This window comes from Actinomyces bouchesdurhonensis, assembly GCF_963540955.1.
GTDB classification, from domain to species: domain Bacteria; phylum Actinomycetota; class Actinomycetes; order Actinomycetales; family Actinomycetaceae; genus Pauljensenia; species Pauljensenia bouchesdurhonensis.
On sequence record NZ_CAUTSL010000010.1, the window covers coordinates 24,849 to 46,416 of the forward strand.

A 21,568-nucleotide genomic window follows, 5' to 3' on the forward strand; every position below is an offset into this window, starting at 1 on the left:
CCTCTCCGGCCTGCGAGTGTCCTGGCCTAAATGACGCCCCTCTCCGAGGCGCCATGACGAGTATGCGACCGGCCATCGTCATCTACGTCCCGCACGCGCCTTCCCTGTGGACGACACGCACAAAAATTTCGTCGTCCACTAGCTTAAATGGAACAGGTGTTCGATTCGCGGGCGACACGCCGAGCCTCCCGGCAAACGGATGGCGATCACGAGCAGCGACGGTAGACCACACAGGATACTCACCGCCGCAGGCTAGCGGCCTCGCTCGCGCGGATCAATGCGATGAATCCAACGCGCGTCCTCACGACCGGTTTCTTCGCAGAGTCGAGCCCACACCTGGTCTGGGTTCACGCCGACCGCCAGCGCATCGCTCGCCGTCCCACCCAACGACGAGAGATACAGGTCAGATACGTACGAACGGCCGAGAGCAGACCCAAAAGTCGCCTCGACCGCTTCGTAGAATTCGGAATGCTTCACGCGTCAGGAAATCAGCGTAACGGGCATGATCTCATCGGGCACCGCATCGGGGACCACGGCGCCGTCGATGATCGCCATGCGTTCGGAAACCTCGCGCAGCACATACCACAGCGGTACGCGCAGGGCAGAGGTGATTGCTTCGAGCAGTTCAGAGGATGCCTCCTTCTGCCCACGCTCAACTTCGGAGAGGTAACCCAGGGACACCTGCGCCTCGGAAGAGACCTCGCGCAGGGTTCGACCCTGGCGCTGGCGAATGCCGCGCAGAACATCGCCGAGTTCGCTGCGCAGCAGCGGGGTTTCACTCCGTGTCTTTTCCATATTGCTACTGTAGCCGTTCCTGTTCGTCGAATGCATCGTCAGTTCGCGCATCGGACCGGTGTAACCGGCTGGGCGCGTCCCTCGGATCGCCTGCATACCCGTTCAACGTACACCAAACCGAACATATTCCACCGCAGGGGCACTTCTTACGTGGGTTGCTTCACCGAGACTCAAGCCTGAACGTGCTGGCCTGCGAGAGGCGTCGACGATTTCTCGCCTTCATCGTCGCCACTGTCATCGTCACCTGATGAGGCGGAGGTAGCGCGCATGAGGCGCACTCCATCAATGACGTAGACGATGCCGGAGTAAAGGGTCAATGCGAGGGCTACACCAGCGAGAGCCCAACCAAAACGAATCATCATGACGACCCACCACTCGTTCGCCATCTGGTCCATCGCGACGAAATAGCCCCACGGGATGAGCAGTACCCCCAGCGCCATAATCTGCATGAAGGTTTTGAGCTTGCCTGCCTGATTCGCGGACACGACGACGCCGCGACGCAGGAAGACGGCTCGCATTGCGGTAATGCCCAGCTCGCGCACGGCGATGAGGATCGTCACCCACCAGGGAAGATTAACGAGCCAGGACGCCACCGCAAAGCCACACAACGTCAGGGCCTTGTCGGCAATGGGGTCGACAATGCGCCCGAAGTCAGTGATCTGGTTCCACGAGCGTGCCAGATGGCCATCAAAGCGATCCGTGATCGCAGCGAGCGCAAAGACAACGAAGGAGGCCCATCTCATAGCCCAGGAGTCTTGCAGGGCCAGAATGATAAAAACGGGAACAGATACGAGTCGCGCCACAGTCAGCGCATTTGGCAAGTTCCATACGGAAACTTTACTATTGCGCTGCACGCGCGACACGTTACCAGTCATCGCTGATACCTCTCTCTTAGCGACCGGTGAGCTGCCAAGCATCCTCGTCCTCGTCTGGCTCCTCATCCACCCAGTCAGGCGAGGAACCACCAAAGTTATGTCCAGAGTACGGGTCTACCTTGCTCTCGCGCGAATCGCCCGTACGTCCCGTTCCCGATTCGTAACCAGAGGGCGGCTGCGCGTCACCCGAAGAGGAGTCCCCCTGCCGGGCGCTGGCGGCACTCAGCGCGCCGGTGGCCGGGTTGGACGCTGCCGCGGATGCGATGGCAGGAGCGGCGGACTCAGGCTCGGCAATGCTGGCGGATTCGCCGCGCAGCATGGCGAGAACCTCGGGCAGCTGCTCGGGGGTGACGAGCACCTGGCGCGCTTTCGACCCTTCGGAAGGACCCACGATGTCTCGCGATTCGAGGAGGTCCATGAGGCGACCAGCGCGCGCAAAGCCGACGCGGAGCTTTCGTTGGAGCATAGATGTGGAACCCAGCTGGGTAGAAACAACGAGTTCTGCTGCCTGTAGAAGATCGTCGAGGTCATCTCCGATGTCTTCGGCGACCTTGGCTTCTTTCTTGTCGGGCACGACATCGTCACGGTAGTGCGCTTCCATCTGGCTCTTGACGTGGGACACGACCTGATGAATTTCAGATTCGGAAACCCAGGCGCCTTGGACACGCATGGGCTTGGAGGCGCCGGCGGGCAGGTAGAGGGCGTCACCCTGGCCGATGAGTTTCTCCGCACCCGGTTGGTCGAGGATCGTACGCGAGTCGGTCAGCGAGGAGGTCGCAAACGCCAGGCGTGAAGGAATGTTGGCTTTGATGAGGCCGGTGACGACGTCGACCGAGGGGCGTTGCGTGGCAAGGACCAGGTGGATACCGGCGGCGCGTGCCAGCTGGGTGATGCGCTGGATGGAGGCTTCGACGTCGCGGGGGGCAACCATCATGAGGTCTGCGAGTTCGTCGACAACAACGAGTAGGTACGGGTAGGGATGCAGGGTGCGGTTGAGGCCGGGCTTGGCCTGCACCTGTCCGGCGGCCACTGCCTTGTTGAAGTCGTCGATGTGCTTGAAGCCGTAGTCGGATAGGTCGTCATAGCGCGCGTCCATTTCCTTCACGACCCATTCGAGCGCCTCGGCTGCTTTCTTGGCGTCGGTAATGATGGGAGAGATCAGGTGCGGGATGCCCTCGTAGATCGTCAGCTCGACGCGCTTAGGGTCAACGAGGATCATGCGCACCTGCTGAGGCGTCGCACGCATCATGATCGACGTGATCATGGAGTTGACGAATGAGGATTTACCGGAGCCCGTCTGGCCGGCTACCAGCATGTGTGGTGTCTTGGCCAAATTGGTGACGACGTAGCCGCCCTCGACGTCCTTGCCGACGCCGACGACGAGCGGGTGATGATTGCGGCGCGCAGCAGCGGAGCGCAACACGTCACCCAGGGCAACGTTTTCGCGGTCGGCGTTGGGGATCTCGATGCCGATGGCGCTCTTGCCGGGGATGGGTGCAAGGATGCGCACGTCCGCGGATGCGACCGCGTAGGCGATGTTTTTCGACAGGTTCGTGAGTTTGTCAACCTTCACGCCAGCGCCGAGGACGACCTCGTAGCGGGTGACTGTCGGGCCGCGTGAGAAGCCGGTGACACGGGCATCAATATTGAAGTCGGCAAAGACCTGACAAAGGGCCGCGACAACCTGGTCGTTGACGGCGGAGCGGGTCATGTGGGGTGGCCCGGACACGAGGAGATCCTCCGGCGGCAGCGTGTAGGTGATGGAATCGTCCAGGTCGGGCTGGAAGGCGCCGGCGGGTTCATCGGTGATCGGCGGGGGTGTCGGCTCGTCGACGGGCTCGGTCACGTGCCCAGTCGGCTGTTCGTGTACCAGCGCGGGGCGCATCTGGGTGAGCATCTCGGTAGGTGCGTCGGGCGTAGTGGGACGAGGCCGGGGCGCGGGAGCTGATTCAGGAGCAGCCACGGGGACGGGGCCGGATTGCAGGAGGCGTGTCTTATCAACGGATTCCGTGTCGGCTGCCTGCCGGAAGGACTCGTCGCCGTCGTACTCGTCGAGGAAAGCATCGTCGTCGGCGGCCAGGTTTTTGCGGCCCTGACGCCGCGCGTCTGTGGCTTGGTCGGATAGTGCCGACTCGCCCGATGCCCCGTCCTTGTCGCGAGTGGAGTCTCCACTGAGGTGTGCGGCGAGGTCGCGCAGCCGGCTTGGAACGTCGGCAACTGCAGTGCGAGTGGCCAGTAGGATCGAGTAGACCAAGAGCAGGAGTAGGAGTGCCCCCGCTCCCCACCCGGACAGGAGGAGCACCAGGGGACGTGCGATGAACCAGCCAATGAGGCCGCCGGCTGCGTCGATACCAGGTTCCTCCCCCATGCCGGGATTGCCGCGTGACACGTGGACCAGGCCGGTCAGCGCCATCGTGATGCCGACGCCGCCGGCCACGTGGTGGGGCAGCGCGGATCGCCCGGAGCGCGCGGAGACGAGTTCGCACGCTAAGGCAACCAGGAGGAGTGGCAGGACCACTGAGAAGATTCCGAAGAGGCCTGCTGAGGCACGATGAATGGCGTCACCCGCTTCACCGGAAATCTGGAACCATTCGCGCAGAGCGATGACGATCGCAGCGGCGACAGCGACGAATGCCGAAGCGTCGCGCTTAACCTGCGGGTCGGTAGCTTTCCATGCGCGTGCGACACCGACGGCGGCGCGTGCGACGGCGGAGAAGAAACGCGCCAGGAAACCCGGCTGCGTGGGTTCGGGGGCGCCCTGGGCGTGAGAGGACGCGGCCTTGGAGGCACCCGACTTGGAGGTTCCGGCCTTCGAACGTGGCCGCGCGGGTGCTTTACCGGAGGAACGGGAAGACGATTGTGCCATGATCGTTCCACCATATCGCCCACGCAGCGCCCCGGCAGGAGGCGCGCCGCTCCCCTCAGCGCACGATGTTGGTAACAACACCGCTTTCGAGCAGCTTTTCAACCTGTTCGCGTGTGGGAACAGGAAGGGCCGACTCGTGGGAGACAGCCAATGCCGCACCAGCGTTCGCCATAAGGCACGAGGTTTCCAGGTCATAACCCAAGAGGATGCCAGCACACATTTCAGCAATGTGCGTATCCCCAACGCCAGCGGTGTCCGCGACTCGCACATCGAAGGCGGGGACGGAAATTACGGAGCCGTCCGCGCAGGTCTGCAGCTCGCAGCCCCGGTCGCCCGTGCGACGCACGGTAGCAGCGTCGGGACGCATGTAGGTGCGGATCGTGGAGCCGTGGCAGCGAGCGTCCAGGATGCCGGCCAGCGCCGAGGCCTCCCAGCTGTTCATGGTCACGATGTCAGCGCGCGGGAGGATCGTCTCCCAGGCTTCAACGGGCACTTGGACGACCGCGGGAGAGACGGAGACGACCAGGGTCACGAAAGGCGGCAGGGCGGCGGCCCACTCGCTCAGTTCCACCGCGGCATGATCGTTCGTCATGTCTGAGGCTGCCACATGAACCAGGTCACCCTCACGCAGTTCGATGCGGTCAAGAGTAGCGCGGGAAGGCTCGGACTCAACACCCGCCGTGACAACGGAGCGCATTGACCCGTCCTCGACGATCAGCTGAATGACGACGCCGATGTCACCGACCAACTCTGGAGTCAACACCTCCACCCCGGCCTCAACCAGCTGTTGGCGAACAGCGAAGGAGTTCGGGCCTGTGCCCAGCGGTGAAGCCGCCGCAGCCGGAACACCCATGGCTGCCGCCGCACACAAGGTTGTAAAACCGCCGCCCGGACGCGAACTCGCCGCGTCGGCGTGCACGGAACCCCCACGATCAGGCATGTACTCGATGTGCATCGGCAACACCAAAGCGACGGAGTGCGTGGAAATAAAACGGCCCGACACGAGCTTTCCTTCCCCTGCGGCTCTACGTCCCTGCCCGGGCGCAGCCACAGCCTCGTCAGTGACGGGACCCGAGCGACTACTGCTCGGTGACCACCGGAACGATCATAGGACGACGACGCAGACGCCGCGCAACCCAACGCCCAATCACTCGGCGCATTGCCTGCTGCAGGACGTAGGGGTCCTGTCCGCCCGGCGCAGCCGCGTCCTTCAACGCCTTCGTCACGTCGGGCAGAATTTCCTCAAAGACCGCGTCGTCCTCGGCCATACCGATCGCGCGAATCTCGGGACCCGCCAGCACCATACCGGAATCGTGCTCAACGACCGCGAAGATCGAGATGAAGCCCTCCGATCCCAGGGTGCGGCGCGTCGCCAGCTCGTCCTCGGAAATCTCTCCGATCGAGCGTCCGTCGACGTACACGTACTCGCAGGGCACGACGCCCGACACGCGCGCGACACCATCCTTGAGGTCGACGGTCACGCCGTCCTCGGCCAGGACCACGTTCTGCGGGTCGATGCCGGTTTTGACGGCCAGCTGCCCGTTACCCACCAGGTGACGCACCTCGCCGTGGATCGGCATGACGTTCTTCGGCGCAACGATGTTGTAGCAGTAGATGAGCTCGCCGGCGCTCGCGTGGCCAGACACGTGCACCTTCGCGTTCTCCTTCGACACGACGCGCGCGCCCAGGCGGGTCAAGTCGTTGATGACACGGTACACAGAGTTTTCGTTGCCGGGGATCAGCGAGGAGGCCAGGACGACCATGTCGCCCGGTTCAATCTGAACTGAACGGTGTGATCCCACCGACATACGTGACAGGGCTGCCATGGGTTCTCCCTGCGAGCCGGTCGCCATGTAGACACGCTGAGAGGGCGCCAGCTCGCCGATGTCCTTCAGGTCCACGGTGACGCCCTCGGGGATCGACAGGTACCCCTTTTCTTCCGCGATGCGCATATTACGTTCCATCGAACGACCCACGAAGGCCACGCGGCGCCCGTGGTGTGCAGCCGCATTGATGACCTGCTGGACGCGGTGCACGTGCGAAGCGAAAGACGCGACGATGATCTGGCCGCTCGCCTCACCGAAAACCTGATCAAGGACCGGGCCAATCTCACGCTCGGGCGTGATGAAGCCGGGCACCAGAGCGTTCGTGGAGTCCACCATGAATAGGTCGACACCTTCCTCGCCCATGCGAGCGAAGGCGCGCAAGTCGGTGAGGCGACGATCCAGTGGCAGCTGGTCCATTTTGAAGTCACCCGTGATAAGGACCTTACCCGCTTCCGTGCGCACAAAGACCGCGAGCGCGTCGGGGATCGAGTGGGTGACGGAGACGAACTCCAGGTCGAAGGGGCCGACTGTCAGGCGATCGCCCTCTGCGACGACGTTCAGGCCCGGGTCGGCCAGGCGATGTTCGCGTAGCTTGGGGGCAACGAAAGCCAGGGTCAGGTCAGAACCGTAGAGGGGAATGTCACCGCGCAGTTTGAGTAGGTAGGGCACGGCGCCGATGTGGTCCTCGTGTCCGTGCGTGAGAACGAGGCCGACGACGTCGTCCATGCGGTCCTCGATCCAGGAAAAATCGGGAAGAATCAGGTCAACGCCTGGCTGGCTTTCCTCGGGGAAAAGGACACCGCAGTCCACGACGAGGAGCTTACCCCGGTACTCAAGGACGTTCATGTTACGGCCGACCTCGCCGAGGCCTCCCAGCGGGATTACACGCAGGGCACCCTCTTCCAGGGGCGCGGGTTCGCTGAGATTCTCGTACAAAGACTTCATAGTGCCAGTCTGCCACGTCAGGGGGGTTTTGCCCGTATCGGGGAGCTTGAGAAGCGGGTCGGCCCCCTCACACTTGAGTGCGAGAGGGCCGAGAACAGTGCCAAGACGACGCCGCACCTGGGCGCCGTCACAGGGATGATAGATGAGTGGCGACTCACAGGAGATCGGCGAGGCACAGGGCGCGGCGTAGCGCTGAAACCTCGTCATCGCTGATACCGACCATGGGCAGTCGCACCGCGGGACTGTCGATGACGCCCTGGAGCCACAGCGCATACTTGGCTAAGACGGCACCCTGGCCACCCCCCATGATCGCGTGAACCAGGGGACGCAGGGAATAGGAGAGTTCGCGCGCCTCCCACACCTGGTCACTGTCGAGCAGTTCAATCATGCGGCGATACTGCGCGGAGGCCACGTGCGCGACGACAGAGATGAAACCGGAGGCACCGCCCGTCATCCACGCGAAGTTCAGACCGTCGTCGCCCGAGTAGTACTCCAGACCGGTGCGGTGCATGCGCTCCACGCCGGTCTCGACGTCGCCGGTGGCATCCTTGACACCGAGGATGCGCGGGTGCTGAGCGAGGATGTCCAAGGTCGCATCCGAGAAGGCGATGCCCGTACGACCGGGGATGTCGTAGAGCATGACGGGCAGATCAACCGCGTCGGTGACGGCACGCACGTGGGCGCGCAAGCCCTCCTGGGAGGGGCGATTGTAGTAGGGGGAGACAACGAGGAGACCGTCCGCTCCGTGCTCCTGAGCACCCTCGCCGATACGCACCGCGTGCGCGGTGTCGTTCGAGCATGCTCCACACAGGATGAACGCGCGGCTCCCCACGGCCTCGCGGACCGCGTCTGTCAAGTCATTCTTTTCGGGCTGGTGGGTCGTCGGTGACTCGCCCGTCGTTCCAGACAGGAGGATCGTGTCGCAGCCTTCGTCGACCAGCTTGGTCGCCAGGCGCTGCGCGGAGGGCAGGTCAATCTCGCCGGTTGCCGTCATGGGGGTGATCATGGCGACGGCCAGGGAACCGAAACGGCGGGGAGGAATGTTCGTCATGCCTCCATCTTACGCAACCTGTGCCCAGCAGGACCCGCTCCCCAGGAACGAGTGTCCACGGCGCGCACGACGCGCCGATCTACCCTCACCTGGGTAGGTCCTTAGTCGCGCTGAGCCCACCACATGTGCTGCGTCTGATCACTCAAGGTACGAACGGCACCCGATGGGGCAAATCCAGCGGAGGAGTAGAAGCGCTGGCGTTCCTCGTCATCCGCGCCGACCCACACGCGCAGCTGCCCGCTCGTCAGGTCGGCGACGGCAGCGAGCAGACGCGACGCGTGTCCGGTACGACGAAAGCTCGGATCGACGACCAGTTCGTAGACCTGCGTGGCGCGCACACTCTCCCGCTCATCACAGGTCGGTGCGCCCGCATATGCCCCGGCCTCGTCGGGGCCGGCGAACGCAAAGCCGACGGTCGTGTGCGCGTGCAGGGCGACGAGGAGGACAGTCCCCTCGGGCCGAGGCGACCCCAGCGCCACTTCCCACTGGTGGGCGACCATCTCCTCGGTGATTCCCTGGGATGCGAGGGCTGCATCTCCCATGAGCGCACGCCAGGCACGAACCTGTAGACGCGCGATAACCTCCTCGTCGCCGAGCTGTGCGGGCCTCACCGAGCAATCGGGAAGAACGCTCACAGCCCCATGACCCGGTCAAGTCCGATCGTCAGACCTGTGCGACCGATGACGCGACGCACGCCGAGGAGCACACCGGGCATGAAGGAGACCCGGTCAAAGGAATCGGTGCGAATCACCAGCTGTTCGCCCGCGTTACCCAGCAGGATTTCCTCGGAGGCCGTCAGGCCGCGCAGACGCACGGCGTGGACGGGGACCCCATCAACGTGCCCGCCGCGAGCGCCCAGCTCGTCCGTCTCAGTAGCGTCGGGCATGTCCCCCAGGCCCGCCTCGGCCCGAGCGCGAGCGATGCCGCGCGCGGTCGCGACAGCCGTACCCGAAGGGGCATCCACCTTACCCGGGTGGTGCATTTCAATAACCTCGGCGGATTCGAAATAGGGGGCGGCCATCGCCGCGAACTTCATAGCTAGAACGGCACCCATCGCGAAGTTCGGGGCGATCAGGACCGCGCGACCCGCTTCTTGTGCATGAGTGCGCACGCGCGCGTAGGATTCCTCGGTCCATCCGGTCGTTCCTACGACGACGTCCACGCCAGCGTCGATGAGCGCATGCACGTTCGCCTCGGTCACGGTGGGGACAGAGAAGTCGACGGCGACCTGGGCACCGAATACGGTCTGCGCGGTAATCGGGTCGCCCGCGTCGAGTTGGGCGACAACCTCCATATCGGGGGCGGCGCTCACCGCTGCAACGACCGTTGACCCCATACGACCCTTGGCTCCGGTCACTGCCACTCGAATCATCACTCTCTCCTTGTGCGCGTTCACTGTTGATCTCACGGTAGACCACTCGCCGTGCGCGTGAAGGGGGGCGCACCGCTTGTCTTATTCTGCGGGCAGGACGAGCGCTCGGCAGTCCAGCTTGGCGAGGAGGGACGCGGCCAGCGCCCGCACGTCGGCGCCGTCCACCGCGTCAAACTCCGCGAGGGACTCGTCGATGGGACGGTAGCGTCCGACGATCTCTGAACGTCCCAGCCGCATCATGCGCGACCAATTGTCTTCCAGACCCAAAACGACGCCGCCGCGCACCTGTCCGCGCACGCGCGTCATCTCCTCCTCGGTAGGTCCATCCGCGGCCAAGTCCTCGAGCTGGGCGCGCATGATGGCTTCGACGTCGGTGACCTTGTCGGGGCTGCACCCCGCGTACATGCCGAAGGTACCGGTGTCAGAGTAGGCGACGTCAAAAGCATAGGTGGTGTATGCCAAGCCGCGTTTTTCGCGCACCTCCTGGAAGAGGCGCGACGACATGGATCCGCCCAGGACCGACAGCAGGACGCTCATCGTAGGACTGAGAGGATCGGTGGCCGACAGGCCTTCGCAGCCGATGAGCACATGCGCCTGTGTGACATCACGCGTGCGGGTGATGTGGCGCTCGTGATCCTCGATCGCAGTGGCTAGCGTCGATCGACGAGGCCGGGGTGCGGCCTCGCTCGCATGGTCCCACGGGGAAGCCTCCAGGGCGGCTTGGACGCGCTCACACACCTGGTCGTGGTCCACGTGCCCTGCGACCGCGACAATGAGCGAGGACGGCGCGTAGTGGTCCTGGTAGTGTTCCCACACGTCGGCACGGCCCACCTCGCGGATCGCCTGGGGTGTTCCGCCGACGGGGCGACCGATGGGACGGTCGCCATGGACGGCCAGCTGGAAAGCATCGTGGACGGTCTCCGTGGGCGAGTCCTCCCCCATGGCGAGCTCGTCGAGGATGACACCGCGCTCCATCGCGAAATCATCGTCGTCGAGGCGCGAGTCGGTGACCATGTCGGCCAGCGTCTCGATCGCCATGTCCAGGTCGGCGTCGCGCACGCGCGCCCAGTATGCGGTGTGCTCGCGAGCGGTTTCCGCGTTCGATTCGCCGCCGACGGAGTCGAAGGCGACAGCAATGTCCAGGGCGGAGCGCTTGTTCGTCCCCTTAAAGAGCAGGTGTTCGAGAAAGTGTGTCGACCCCGCTGTCCGCGGCCCCTCATCGCGCGAGCCGACGGGAACCCACAGGGACACGCCCGCGCTCTTGGTCGCTGGGATTGACTGGGTAAGAACGCGCGTCCCCGCGCCCAGGATGGTGCGATCGATACGGGTGTCACCATCCTCGATGGACAGGCGCGCCTCGTCGAGCGGCAACGGCTTGGGGGTCATTTTTCTCCTCTTGCGTCCCCTGATCAGGGCTTGGCACGAAACGTACACAGTGTAACCGTCAATGGGCCGGTGGCCGGGGCGGAGCACACGCTCTACCCCGGCCACCTGACCGTGTCGACTATCGGGAGCTACTCACTCCTCAGAAATGCCTTCCTCACGCTCGTCGTCGCGGCGACGACGAGTACGAGTACGGGGACGACGCTCGCGACGCTCGAAACGATCGCGACGCTCGCGGCGCGGCTCAGCGGATTCGCCCTCAGGCAGTTCCAGTTCACCGGCCTCGCCATCGATGACGGCGTGTAGGCTCAACTTGCCACGGTCACCGATCTCGTTGATCTCAACCTCGACTTGCTGGCCGACCTGAAGCACGTCATCGACGGAGTCGATGCGCTTGCCACCCACAAGGCGACGGACCTGCGAAATGTGTAGGAGTCCGTCCTTGCCGGGGGTCAGCGACACGAAAGCGCCGAAAGAGGTGGTCTTGACGACCGTGCCGACGAAGCGCTCGCCGACCTCAGGCATCTGCGGGTTCGCGATCTGGTTGACCATCGTGCGCGCGGCCTCAGCGGAGGCGCCGTCGGAGGAGGCGATGTAGACGGTTCCATCGTCCTCGATAGTGACGTCAGCGCCGGTCTCGTCCTGGATCTGGTTGATCATCTTGCCCTTGGGGCCGATGACCTCGCCGATCTTATCGACGGGAACCTTGACGGTGATGATACGAGGAGCGTTCGGACTCATCTCATCCGGCCCATCGATCGCCTGACCAATCAGATCGAGGATCGCCAGGCGGGCGTCGCGGGCCTGGGCCAGCGCGCCGCGCAGCACCTGGGAGTCGATGCCGTCGAGCTTAGTGTCCAGCTGCAGGGCCGTGATGAAGTCACGGGTGCCGGCAACCTTGAAGTCCATGTCGCCGAAGCCGTCCTCGGCACCAAGAATGTCGGTCAGGGTGACGGCCTTGAACTGGCCATCGACCTCGCCGGTCATGAGGCCCATCGCGATGCCAGCGACGGGGGCACGCAGCGGCACGCCGGCCTGGAGGAGGGACAGGGTCGAGGCACACACGGACCCCATCGATGAGGAACCGTTAGAACCCATGGTCTCCGACACTTGGCGGATCGCGTAGGGGAACTCCTCACGCGAAGGCAGGACCGGCACCAGTGCACGCTCAGCCAGGTCACCGTGACCGATCTCGCGGCGCTTCGGGGACCCGACGCGCCCGACCTCGCCGGTGGAGAACGGCGGGAAGTTGTACTGGTGCATGTAGCGCTTGGAGTTAACAGGCGACAGATTGTCGATCTGCTGTTCCATGCGCAGCATCGCCAGCGTGGTCACGCCCAGGATCTGGGTCTCACCACGCTGGAAGAGGGCGGAGCCGTGCACGCGAGGAAGAACCTCGACCTCGGCGGAAAGAGAGCGGATCTGGCGCGGAGTACGACCATCCATGCGGATCTCTTCGCGCAGGGTGCGGTTACGAATCGTAGCTTTTTCAAGCGACCGGAAGGCGGCCTTGAGTGCCTTCTCCGACTCGGGGAATCGCTCGGCCAGGGCACCGAGCATCTCTTCCTTGACGGCGTCAACGGCCTCGTCACGGGCGAGCTTACCCTCAGTCAACAAAGCCTGAGCGACCTTCTCGGCCGCGAATTCCTCGACCGCCGCGTATTCCTCGTCAGTGTAGTCCAGGAAGAGCGGGAAGTCAGCGGTCTCCTTAGAAGCCCTCTCGGCAACCTTGATCTGCGCCTCACACAGGGCCTTGATGAAAGGCTTGGCGGCCTCGAGGCCGTCGGCCACGACATCTTCGGTGGGGGCGGTAGCACCGGCCTGGATGAGTTCCCACTCGTTCTTGCCGCCGCCAGCCTCGACCATCATGATCGCGACGTCGTCGGAGCCATCTGCCTTGGTGACGATACGGCCCGCGACGACGATGTTGAAGACGGAGCGCTCGAGTTCACTCCAGCGCGGGAAAGCAACCCACTGGCCGTCGATAAGTGCCAGGCGCGCGCCTCCGATCGGGCCTGTGAAAGGAAGACCGGCGATCTGGGTGGACATGGAAGCCGCGTTAATCGCCAGAACGTCGTAGGCGTCATCCGGGTCGATCGTCAGGACAGTCTCGACGACCTGGACCTCGTTGCGCAAGCCCTTGACGAAGCCAGGACGCAGCGGGCGGTCGATGAGGCGGGCAGCCAGGATGGCCTCTGTGCCCGCGCGGCCTTCTCGGCGGAAGAAGGAACCGGGGATGCGACCGGCGGCGTACTGACGCTCTTCCACGTCGACGGTTAGCGGGAAGAAGTCGAACTGATCCTTCGGGTTCTTGCCCACCGTCGTGGCGGACAAAACGGTCGTAGAATCATCCAGGTAAGCTAGGGCAGAGCCGGCAGCCTGCTTAGCGAGACGACCGGTTTCGAAGCGCACGGTGCGCTTACCGAAACGACCGTTATCAATAATCGCCTCTGCGGCGACGATGTCGGAGCCTTCCATCATGGGGCGTTTCTCCTTGGTTTGTTGGTGTCGCGCTCCACTTCGGCCTTCGATCGAAGCCCACGGATAAACGCTCCGTAGGCCACTGTCGAAAACCGGCGGCTTTCGCGCGAAAATAACGGTTTGCCCGAGGCGGGCGTGTGAAAACCGGCCCGTCTCCGCTACGGGAGGCGGGCCGGCCCAAAATCAGCGGCGCAGGCCGAGACGCTCAATGAGCGAACGGTAACGCTCAATGTCGATGTCGGCGAGGTAACCCAGCAGGCGGCGGCGACGGCCAACCAGCAGCAGCAGGCCACGACGGGAGTGATGGTCGTGCGTGTGGGTCTTGAAGTGCTCGGTCAGGTCCTTGATGCGCTGGGTCAGCAGCGCAATCTGCACCTCGGGGGAACCGGTGTCGCCCTCGTGGGTTGCGTACTCGGCGATGATCTGGTCCTTGACGTCCTTGCTCAGCGGCACAGGCTTCTCCTTTGTATTCGTTGCGCGGGGCATCCGAGCTTCTCCCGGGTGCTGACGATCCGCGGCCGATCTACGGCTTTTCTACAGTATCACGTCTGGGATGCGCGTCCCCTCGTGAGCGACGAAGCTAACGATTTGGCCGGACGCGGAAGAGGCAGGCATCCCTCCCCCATCACCTGTGTACACGTGTGAGTGGAATCGGGCACCCCAGCGGGTGGGTGACAGGTGAGGTCGGGGGCGCGTTAGGATGCGGTGACGGAGTCCGGGTCGACGCGTCCGGCGACGCCGATACCGAGGACTGACGCGGTCTGACGCAAGTCGTCGTCCATCTGGCTCAGCAGGTCGTCAAGTGTGTCGAAAGAGAGCATGGGGCGGATACGCGACACGAAGGTGACCGCAATACGTTCACCATACAAGTTCAGATCCGATCGCCCCAGGACGTGGGCCTCGACGGTGCGCTCTTCACCGTTGAACTGGGGGTTAGAACCCACGGAGATAGCGGCAGGGAGGAACTCGGCGGATTGGGTACCGGGGACAGCACGCACAACCCAGCCGGCGTAGACGCCATCGGCGGGAATGACGCCTTCGACGTCTCCGGACAGATTCGCTGTGGGGAATCCGAGTGTGCGACCGCGTTTAAAGCCGTGACACACAGTCCCGCGGATACGGTGGAGGTGACCCAGGACCCGGGCGGCACCGGCGACGTCGCCTGCGGCCAGGAGTTCGCGCACCCACGAGGAGGACCAACGCCTACCTTCGGGAGCCTCAATGTCAGTGACGGTCAAGACATCGAACCCGTATTGGCGGCCCAGTGCCCGCAAGGTGTCGATCGTGCCACGGTTACCGCGCCCGAAATGGAAGTCCTCACCGACGACGACCTCGCGCGCACCGCAGCGTTCGACCAAGAATTCGTAGACGAACTCGTCGGGCTCGAGGCTGTAGACGCTCTTGTCGTAGTGGGCGACGAGGGTTGCGTCCAATCCCGCCGCTGCCATGGCATCGAGGCGATCACGCAGCGGCGAGATGAGCTGGAGGCCCACCTCGGGCTTGTGCACCTGAATGGGATGCGGATCGAAAGTAATGGCAACGGCGTCCACACCGAGCTTGTGAGCGCGCTCCACACAAGTCTCGATAACTTTCTTATGCCCGTTGTGCATTCCATCGAAGTTACCGATGGTCACGACACTGGCCTCGTTGCCGGGGATGTCGATGAGGGATTGCCAAACGTTCATTGTTTCTCTTTCTCAGAAAACCAGGATGGTTCGCAGGCGGAAATCATCGATGCGCAGCAGGCCAAGAACGTCGCCCGACTCCGACGTGGCAGCAATCGGCGGGGCCTCACCCTCCGCAAAGTTCGGCGCCGCATAGCCGACCTCGCTCATCCACTGGGTGAGCGCATCGGACGAGCGCCTGGGTGCTTGACCATGCGCGAAGGCGCCCGCCTCGGCCTCGGTCAAGGGCAGTGAGGGAAACATGGCCAGCGCAGCGCGACCCAGGGGAATCAACGGTAAGACGGGTTGGGCGCCCTCCCCCGCATCCGTCTCTTCAACGACGGCGTCAAGCTCGTCCAGGGTGAAGGCCTCATCCAGCGTAAAGTCGCCGACGCGCGTGCGGCGCAACGCGCTCAGGTGAGCGCCAACCCCCAATGCCTTCCCCGCGTCGCGCGCGAGAGCACGCACGTAGGTACCCGAGGAGCACTCGACGTCCACATCAACGTCAACGACGGGGACCAACCTCGGAGCGCACACTGAACGCCCCTCCTGCACCCCGGCCTCGTCGACGACGTACTCGCCACAGCGCGGGGGCGAGAGGACTTCCAAGCGCGAAATACGCACCGGGCGGGCCGCCAGCTCAACGTCCTCACCTGCGCGGGCCAGCGCGTAGGCTCGCTTACCGCCCACCTTGATCGCTGAAACAGTCGTCGGCACCTGCATGATGTCCCCGCGCAGGGGCGCTAGCACCGCCTCAACGTCCGCCTCGGTCAGGAAGACACAACCCCGTACCGCACAGGGCGCACCCTCGGCATCGTCCGTGTTGGTAGCGACACCGAAACGAATCGTCGCCCGATATTCCTTCGAGTGCCCACTCACCCAGGTGAGCAGCTTCGTCGCCCTGCCGATGCCAAGGACGAGGACTCCCGTGGCCATCGGGTCCAGCGTGCCACCGTGCCCCACCTTGCGAGTGTGGGCCAGGCGTCGCACGCGAGAGACCACGTCGTGGCTGGTGATCCCCTGCGGCTTGTCAATAACAACGAGGCCGGGGCGGGGATTATCAGGACGCCGAGCCATGAGGTCAGGCCCAATCCTTCTCAGCCTGGTCCTCTTCGTCGTCGTGACGATAAGGGTCCTCCTCGCCGGCGTAGGCGGCTCCGACAGAGGCGACCGCGATGGCTTCGTCCTTCGCCTTAGCCTTCGCCAGAGCATCCTCAAGCGCAGCTGCGCTCTCGGGCAGCGCATCAGGAATGAACTCCAGGGTCGGAGTCAGACGCAACCCCAGGGCCTTGCCGACGCGCGAACGGAACAGACCCTGTGCGGACGTGAAGGCGCGCGCCGCCTTCTCGCGCTGCTCATCATCGCCGAACACCGTGTAGAAAACAGATGCGTGCTGCAGGTCACCCGTCACACGCACGTCCGTGATCGTCACCATCTCCAGGCGAGGATCCTTCACGTGGCGCCCAATCATCGACGCGACAGTTTGCAGGATTCGCTCCTGCACCTTACGAACGCGGGCCTCATCAGCCATCGCGCCCTCCTTTCGGGCCTATACGCCCACGTAGAAACACTTCATACGACAGATCGGGGTCCGAGCGTGCCCGGACCCCGACTTCAATCCACGCGATCAGTCACGAGCCTTCTCGCGCATCTCCCAGGTCTCAATGACGTCGCCCTCAGCGATGTCTTTGTAACCCAGGGTGATGCCGCACTCGTATCCCTCACGGACCTCAGTGACATCGTCCTTCTCGCGACGCAGGGACGCGATCTCGAGGTTGTCGGCCACCACGACGCCGTCGCGCACCAGGCGAGCCTTTGTGCCACGCTTGATCGTACCGGAGCGGACGAGCGACCCTGCGATGTTGCCGAACCTGCCGGAGTGGAAGACCTGTCGAATCTCAGCGGTGCCCAGCTGGACTTCCTCGTAGATCGGCTTGAGCATACCCTTGAGGGCTGCCTCAATGTCGTCGATCGCGGAGTAAATGACGTTGTAGTACTTAATCTCAACGCCCTCGGCGTCCGCCATCTCGGCCACGCGCTCGGCGGGACGAACGTTGAAGCCGATGATGACCGCGTTGTCGACGGTCGCCAGATTGACGTCGTTCTGCGTGATCGCACCGACGCCGCGGTGGATAATACGCAGCGCGACTTCGTCTCCCACGTCAATGCGCAGCAGCGAGTCTTCCAGAGCCTCGACGGCACCGGACACGTCGCCCTTGATGACCAGGTTGAGGGTGTCGACCTCGCCCTCGGCCAGGACCTTGTCGAAGTCCTCCAAGGAGACACGCTTGCGGCGCTTTGCCAGCAGGGCTTGGCGCTCGGCGGCCTCACGCTTGTCAGCGATCTGGCGGGCAGTACGGTCGTCGGCGGCAACCAAGAAGGAGTCACCTGCACGCGGAACGGAGGTCAGGCCCAGGACCTGAACCGGCATCGAGGGACCGGCCTCGGACACGTCCTTTCCGGCGTCGTCGAACATGGCGCGCACACGGCCATACGAGGCACCGACTACAAGGGAGTCGCCGACGCGCAGCGTGCCGCGCTGGACCAGCATGGTCGCGACGGCGCCACGGCCCTTGTCGAGGTTCGCCTCGATGGCGACGCCGCGGGCGTCCGTGTTTGGGTTGGCTTCAAGAGTCAGCGCCGCGTCTGCAGTCAACAGGACCGCTTCGAGCAGCTCGCGGATACCCGTGCGCTGCTTGGCGGAGATGTTGACGAACATGACGTCGCCACCGTATTCCTCCGCGACCAGGCCATATTCGGTGAGCTGCGAACGAATCTTATCCGGGTTCGCGCCTTCCTTATCGATCTTGTTGACCGCGACGACGATCGGCACGTCAGCTGCCTGGGCGTGGTTGATGGCCTCAACCGTCTGGGGCATGACGCCGTCATCGGCGGCGACCACGAGGATCGCGATGTCGGTGACCTGGGCACCGCGGGCACGCATGGCCGTGAAGGCCTCGTGACCGGGCGTGTCGATGAAGGTGATCGGGCGGCGCGTTCCATCCTCGGCGGTGACCTTGACCTGGTAGGCACCGATGTGCTGTGTGATACCACCGTGCTCGGTGTCGACAACATCGGTGTGACGGATAGCGTCAAGCAGCTTCGTCTTACCGTGATCGACGTGACCCATGACAGTCACAACCGGAGGACGGGGTTCCATGTTCTCAGCATCGTCGAGTTCTTCGGCCTCGAGGTCGATGTCGAAGGATTCGAGGAGTTCGCGGTCCTCGTCCTCGGGGGAGACGACCTTGACGTCGTAGCCGAGCTCCGCGCCCAGGGCTTCGAAGGTGTCCTGGTCGAGGGACTGCGTGGCGGTGGCCATCTCACCCAACGCGAAGAGGACGGTCACCAGCGCTGCGGGATTGACGTCGATCTTCTCAGCGAGATCGGCCAGAGATGCGCCCTGGCGGATGCGGATCTGCGCGCCGTTGCCGCGTGGGATCGCGACGCCGCCGATGACGGGAGCGTTTTGCTGCTCGTACTCTTGACGCTTCGCGCGCTTCGACTTGCGTCCGCGCTGCGAGCGACCGCCTCCACGGCCGAATGCTCCGGGAGTGGAGCCACGTCCGCCGCGACCGCCACCCCGGGGGCCGAAGCCGCCGCCGTTGTTCTGCGCTGCGCCGCCACCTGCGCCCGCACCAGCACCTGGACGGGCGCCGCCGCGACCGCGACCACCGCGGCCACCGCTGCGCTCAGCGGTTGCTCCGGCTGCCGAGTTGCGAGCAAAGTTCGCTTGCCCGGGCATCATGCCCGGGTTGGGACGGTTGCCTCCTGGGCGGGGTGCACCTGGGCGGGGTGCGCCGGGGCGGGGGCCACCATGGCTCGAACCACCGGGGCGAGGTGCGCCGGGGCGGGGGCCACCATGGCTCGAACCACCGGGGCGAGGAGCGCCCGGACGAGGACCACCATTGCCCGAACCACCGGGGCGAGGAGCGCCCGGACGAGGACCACCATTGCCCGAACCACCGGGGCGAGGAGCGCCCGGACGTGGGCCGCCGTTCCCTGAGCCGCCCGGACGGGGCATGCCTTGGGAAGAAGCGTATGGGTTGTTACCGGGGCGCGGTCCGCCGGGGCGGGGGCTGCCTGGACGTGCCTGGCGCGATCCGTCGCCACGACGGGGTGCGGGCTTGGGCGCGGACCCATCTGCGCCCTTGCGACCGGTGGGCTTTGGCGAACCTTCGGGTTTCTTACCACGAGGCTTGGACGTCGCCTCGCTCCTGCGTGCGCCGGGCTTGGGGGCGCCGGGCTTGGGCATGTCAGCCTTGGGGGAGGGAGCCTTGGGGGCAGCCACGGTCGAGGCCTGTTCGGCTGGCGCTTTGGCGGCGGCGGGCTTCTTCGGCATCGGCTTAGCCGCGCCCGGCTTGGGGGCGAGTTTATTCTCCGCCTTCTTGTTTGTCTTGGGTGCCGCCGTGAACTTCTCGCGCATCTGCCGCACGACGGGCGGCTCGAGCGAGGACGAGGACGACTTGACGAATTCACCTGCTTCCTTCAGGTGACCCATCAGTTCTTTGCTGGTGATTCCGAGCTCTTTGGCGAGCTCGTGGACACGCAACTTTGCCACATTTCTCCATTCCGGAAGCGCCTCCGGTGTGGAGACGCCTTACTGATATTGCTGGCAGCTCATCGCTGGGTACTCATCGGGTGCCCATCAGCTTCCAACCCGCTTCCATTATCTCGGCGTTGATGGCTCGTGGCCATCAGTGAGTAGTGATCAACTCCTCCACCTCGTCCCACACATGTTCGGGGAGGTTTCCCGTGCGTAGTGCTCTCGCGAGGCCTCGTCTGGCTCGGGCGCGTTGGATACACACCACGTCAGGGTGAATCCATGCTCCTCGGCCTGGAAGAGTCGCCGTCGGGTCGGGACGAACCGCACCGTCGGGCGAGCGCACGATTCGCACGAGTGCGTGTCGATGCGCGTGTGCGCCGCATCCAATGCAGGTACGCTGAGGCCCGGTGGAGGGTTCAGACGGCACAGAATACGACACAATCCCTTAGCTTAGTCCAGCTAGGGGATTGCTCGTCTCAGAATCTATGAGCGACTTGTCACGTCATCGGGTGTGGAGACTCGCGAGACTGTCGCGTCGTCGCCTGTTTCCGTGTCGGAATGAATGTCGATGTGGTAGTTGGTCAGGCGCGCCGCGAGGCGGGCGTTTTGTCCTTCCTTACCAATAGCGAGCGAGAGCTGGAAGTCGGGCACGATCGCGGTCGCCGTGCGATTGTCAACGGAGTGGACAACCACACGGGTCACACGCGCCGGAGACAGCGAGTTGGCAACAAAGCGCGCCGGGTCGTCAGAGTAATCGACGATGTCGATCTTTTCTCCGCCGAGTTCCGCCATGACGGAGCGCACACGCGCACCCATGGGGCCAATGCAAGCTCCCTTGGCATTGATGCCGTCACGGGTCGCGGCCACGGCGATCTTTGTGCGGTGGCCGGCCTCGCGAGCGATTGCCTTGATCTTGACGAGTCCCTGCTGAATTTCGGGGACCTCGCGTTGGAAGAGGCCGGCGACGAGGTTGGGGTGGGTGCGCGAGAGGGTGATACGAGGCCCACGATCGGTACGTTCAACGCCCACGATGTAGGCGCGGATGCGGTCACCGTGACGGTAAGACTCGCCGGGGACTTTCTCGCCGTCAGGCAAAACTGCCTCGAAGTCATCGGAAACCTGGACCATCGTGGGACGACCGGGACGCGGGGCCTGCACGGTGCCGGTGATGATCTGGCCCTCGCGACCGGCGAAGTCACCGAAGACACGCTGGTCGTCGGCGTCGCGCAGGCGCTGCATAATGACGGAGCGCGCGGTGGATTGGGCGATGCGTCCGAAGTTCTTGGGCGTGTCATCGAATTCGCCGATGGGGTTGCCGTCCTCGTCCTCATCCATCGCCATGACGGTGACGCGCCCTGTCTTCTTATCGATTTCGATGCGGGCCTGAGAGATAGCTCCGGGCAGGTTATGGTACGCCTTAAGCAACGCCTCTTCGATGGCGTCAACGAGGGTTTCGAGGCTGATGCCCTTCTCGTTTTCCACCATCCGCAGAGCGGTCATATCGATTTCCATGGTCTCCTACTTCCCCGTTCCAGAGTCGACGCGGGAGCGCGCCTTCCTCATGTCCTGATAGCCAATGGTAGTCGATTCATCGTCATCGGTGGTCGTTGTGCTGGTCTCGCCACACCTTCCTCGGGGTAACCTCGCTAAGGGGTGCGTCCGACCGGGGACCCTGTACCGCCTTTCGCACCACCCCTCACCGATAACTCTATAGCACGGCTCATACTCACGCGGTTAGCTGTTTCACGCAGCCACACGCATAAG

18 protein-coding genes are annotated in these 21,568 nt (G+C 64.2%); all 18 read right to left on the reverse strand.

Annotation, left to right across the window (positions count from 1 at the left end; translation table 11 throughout):
* Positions 1–252 precede the first annotated feature (252 nt).
* The 18 genes from RYL44_RS02985 to nusA all read right to left on the reverse strand — a co-directional run bounded on the left by RYL44_RS02985 (position 253) and on the right by nusA (position 21,316).
* Positions 253–477 carry a DUF3046 domain-containing protein gene (locus RYL44_RS02985; RefSeq protein ID WP_314975045.1) on the reverse strand — a complete coding sequence of 75 codons (225 nt, stop codon included), beginning with the start codon at positions 475–477 and terminating at the stop codon, positions 253–255.
* A 3-nt stretch (positions 478–480) separates the two neighbouring features.
* Complete coding sequence (locus RYL44_RS02990; protein WP_073983574.1) at positions 481–795, reverse strand: helix-turn-helix domain-containing protein; 315 nt, start codon at positions 793–795, stop codon at positions 481–483.
* A gap of 170 nt (positions 796–965) precedes the next feature.
* A complete protein-coding gene (gene pgsA / locus RYL44_RS02995) occupies positions 966–1,670 on the reverse strand; it encodes a CDP-diacylglycerol--glycerol-3-phosphate 3-phosphatidyltransferase (RefSeq protein ID WP_314975046.1) in 705 nt (234 codons plus the stop codon).
* Between the two features lie 16 nt (positions 1,671–1,686).
* Positions 1,687–4,536 (reverse strand): DNA translocase FtsK, encoded by a 2,850-nt coding sequence (locus RYL44_RS03000; protein ID WP_314975047.1) that lies wholly within the window; start codon positions 4,534–4,536, stop codon positions 1,687–1,689.
* Between the two features lie 55 nt (positions 4,537–4,591).
* Entirely contained in the window at positions 4,592–5,491 is a 900-nt protein-coding gene (locus RYL44_RS03005) for a PfkB family carbohydrate kinase (RefSeq protein WP_073983573.1), read from the reverse strand.
* A 124-nt stretch (positions 5,492–5,615) separates the two neighbouring features.
* Positions 5,616–7,307, reverse strand: a complete 1,692-nt coding sequence (locus RYL44_RS03010) for a ribonuclease J (protein WP_073983572.1) — start codon at positions 7,305–7,307, stop codon at positions 5,616–5,618.
* A 154-nt stretch (positions 7,308–7,461) separates the two neighbouring features.
* Positions 7,462–8,358, reverse strand: a complete 897-nt coding sequence (dapA, locus tag RYL44_RS03015; RefSeq protein WP_073983440.1) for a 4-hydroxy-tetrahydrodipicolinate synthase — start codon at positions 8,356–8,358, stop codon at positions 7,462–7,464.
* Positions 8,359–8,459: 101 nt separating this feature from the next.
* On the reverse strand, positions 8,460–8,993 hold the full coding sequence (locus RYL44_RS03020; protein WP_314975048.1) for a GNAT family N-acetyltransferase: 534 nt from the start codon (positions 8,991–8,993) through the stop codon (positions 8,460–8,462).
* Positions 8,990–9,730, reverse strand: coding sequence for a 4-hydroxy-tetrahydrodipicolinate reductase (gene dapB, locus RYL44_RS03025; RefSeq protein ID WP_314975049.1), 741 nt, complete (start codon positions 9,728–9,730; stop codon positions 8,990–8,992). Before dapB ends, RYL44_RS03020 begins: the two co-directional genes overlap by 4 nt.
* 81 nt (positions 9,731–9,811) lie before the next feature.
* A complete protein-coding gene (locus tag RYL44_RS03030) occupies positions 9,812–11,116 on the reverse strand; it encodes a M16 family metallopeptidase (protein WP_314975050.1) in 1,305 nt (434 codons plus the stop codon).
* Between the two features lie 132 nt (positions 11,117–11,248).
* Positions 11,249–13,594 carry a polyribonucleotide nucleotidyltransferase gene (locus RYL44_RS03035; protein ID WP_314975051.1) on the reverse strand — a complete coding sequence of 782 codons (2,346 nt, stop codon included), beginning with the start codon at positions 13,592–13,594 and terminating at the stop codon, positions 11,249–11,251.
* A gap of 183 nt (positions 13,595–13,777) precedes the next feature.
* Positions 13,778–14,047, reverse strand: coding sequence for a 30S ribosomal protein S15 (gene rpsO / locus RYL44_RS03040; RefSeq protein ID WP_073983435.1), 270 nt, complete (start codon positions 14,045–14,047; stop codon positions 13,778–13,780).
* A gap of 242 nt (positions 14,048–14,289) precedes the next feature.
* Positions 14,290–15,279, reverse strand: coding sequence for a bifunctional riboflavin kinase/FAD synthetase (locus tag RYL44_RS03045; protein ID WP_276738503.1), 990 nt, complete (start codon positions 15,277–15,279; stop codon positions 14,290–14,292).
* Positions 15,280–15,291: 12 nt separating this feature from the next.
* Positions 15,292–16,335: a tRNA pseudouridine(55) synthase TruB gene (gene truB, locus RYL44_RS03050; RefSeq protein WP_276738506.1), complete on the reverse strand. Its 1,044-nt coding sequence runs from the start codon at positions 16,333–16,335 to the stop codon at positions 15,292–15,294.
* Between the two features lie 4 nt (positions 16,336–16,339).
* Positions 16,340–16,789 carry a 30S ribosome-binding factor RbfA gene (rbfA, locus tag RYL44_RS03055; RefSeq protein ID WP_073983432.1) on the reverse strand — a complete coding sequence of 150 codons (450 nt, stop codon included), beginning with the start codon at positions 16,787–16,789 and terminating at the stop codon, positions 16,340–16,342.
* A gap of 96 nt (positions 16,790–16,885) precedes the next feature.
* The gene (gene infB / locus RYL44_RS03060; protein ID WP_314975052.1) at positions 16,886–19,819 is read right to left on the reverse strand and encodes a translation initiation factor IF-2; all 2,934 of its coding nucleotides are present in this window, start codon (positions 19,817–19,819) and stop codon (positions 16,886–16,888) included.
* A gap of 136 nt (positions 19,820–19,955) precedes the next feature.
* Positions 19,956–20,243 (reverse strand): YlxR family protein, encoded by a 288-nt coding sequence (locus RYL44_RS03065; protein ID WP_314975053.1) that lies wholly within the window; start codon positions 20,241–20,243, stop codon positions 19,956–19,958.
* Between the two features lie 44 nt (positions 20,244–20,287).
* On the reverse strand, positions 20,288–21,316 hold the full coding sequence (gene nusA, locus RYL44_RS03070; protein WP_314975054.1) for a transcription termination factor NusA: 1,029 nt from the start codon (positions 21,314–21,316) through the stop codon (positions 20,288–20,290).
* Between the last annotated feature and the right edge of the window lie 252 nt (positions 21,317–21,568).

Coding starts and splice junctions, on each gene's coding strand:
- RYL44_RS02990 (WP_073983574.1), bottom strand. CDS start 795: ATGGAAAAGACACGGAGTGAAACCCCGCTGCTGCGCAGCGAACTCGGC.
- pgsA (WP_314975046.1), bottom strand. CDS start 1,670: ATGACTGGTAACGTGTCGCGCGTGCAGCGCAATAGTAAAGTTTCCGTA.
- RYL44_RS03000 (WP_314975047.1), bottom strand. CDS start 4,536: ATGGCACAATCGTCTTCCCGTTCCTCCGGTAAAGCACCCGCGCGGCCA.
- RYL44_RS03005 (WP_073983573.1), bottom strand. CDS start 5,491: ATGCACATCGAGTACATGCCTGATCGTGGGGGTTCCGTGCACGCCGAC.
- RYL44_RS03010 (WP_073983572.1), bottom strand. CDS start 7,307: ATGAAGTCTTTGTACGAGAATCTCAGCGAACCCGCGCCCCTGGAAGAG.
- dapA (WP_073983440.1), bottom strand. CDS start 8,358: ATGACGAACATTCCTCCCCGCCGTTTCGGTTCCCTGGCCGTCGCCATG.
- dapB (WP_314975049.1), bottom strand. CDS start 9,730: ATGATTCGAGTGGCAGTGACCGGAGCCAAGGGTCGTATGGGGTCAACG.
- RYL44_RS03030 (WP_314975050.1), bottom strand. CDS start 11,116: ATGACCCCCAAGCCGTTGCCGCTCGACGAGGCGCGCCTGTCCATCGAG.
- RYL44_RS03035 (WP_314975051.1), bottom strand. CDS start 13,594: ATGATGGAAGGCTCCGACATCGTCGCCGCAGAGGCGATTATTGATAAC.
- RYL44_RS03045 (WP_276738503.1), bottom strand. CDS start 15,279: ATGAACGTTTGGCAATCCCTCATCGACATCCCCGGCAACGAGGCCAGT.
- truB (WP_276738506.1), bottom strand. CDS start 16,335: ATGGCTCGGCGTCCTGATAATCCCCGCCCCGGCCTCGTTGTTATTGAC.
- rbfA (WP_073983432.1), bottom strand. CDS start 16,789: ATGGCTGATGAGGCCCGCGTTCGTAAGGTGCAGGAGCGAATCCTGCAA.
- nusA (WP_314975054.1), bottom strand. CDS start 21,316: ATGGAAATCGATATGACCGCTCTGCGGATGGTGGAAAACGAGAAGGGC.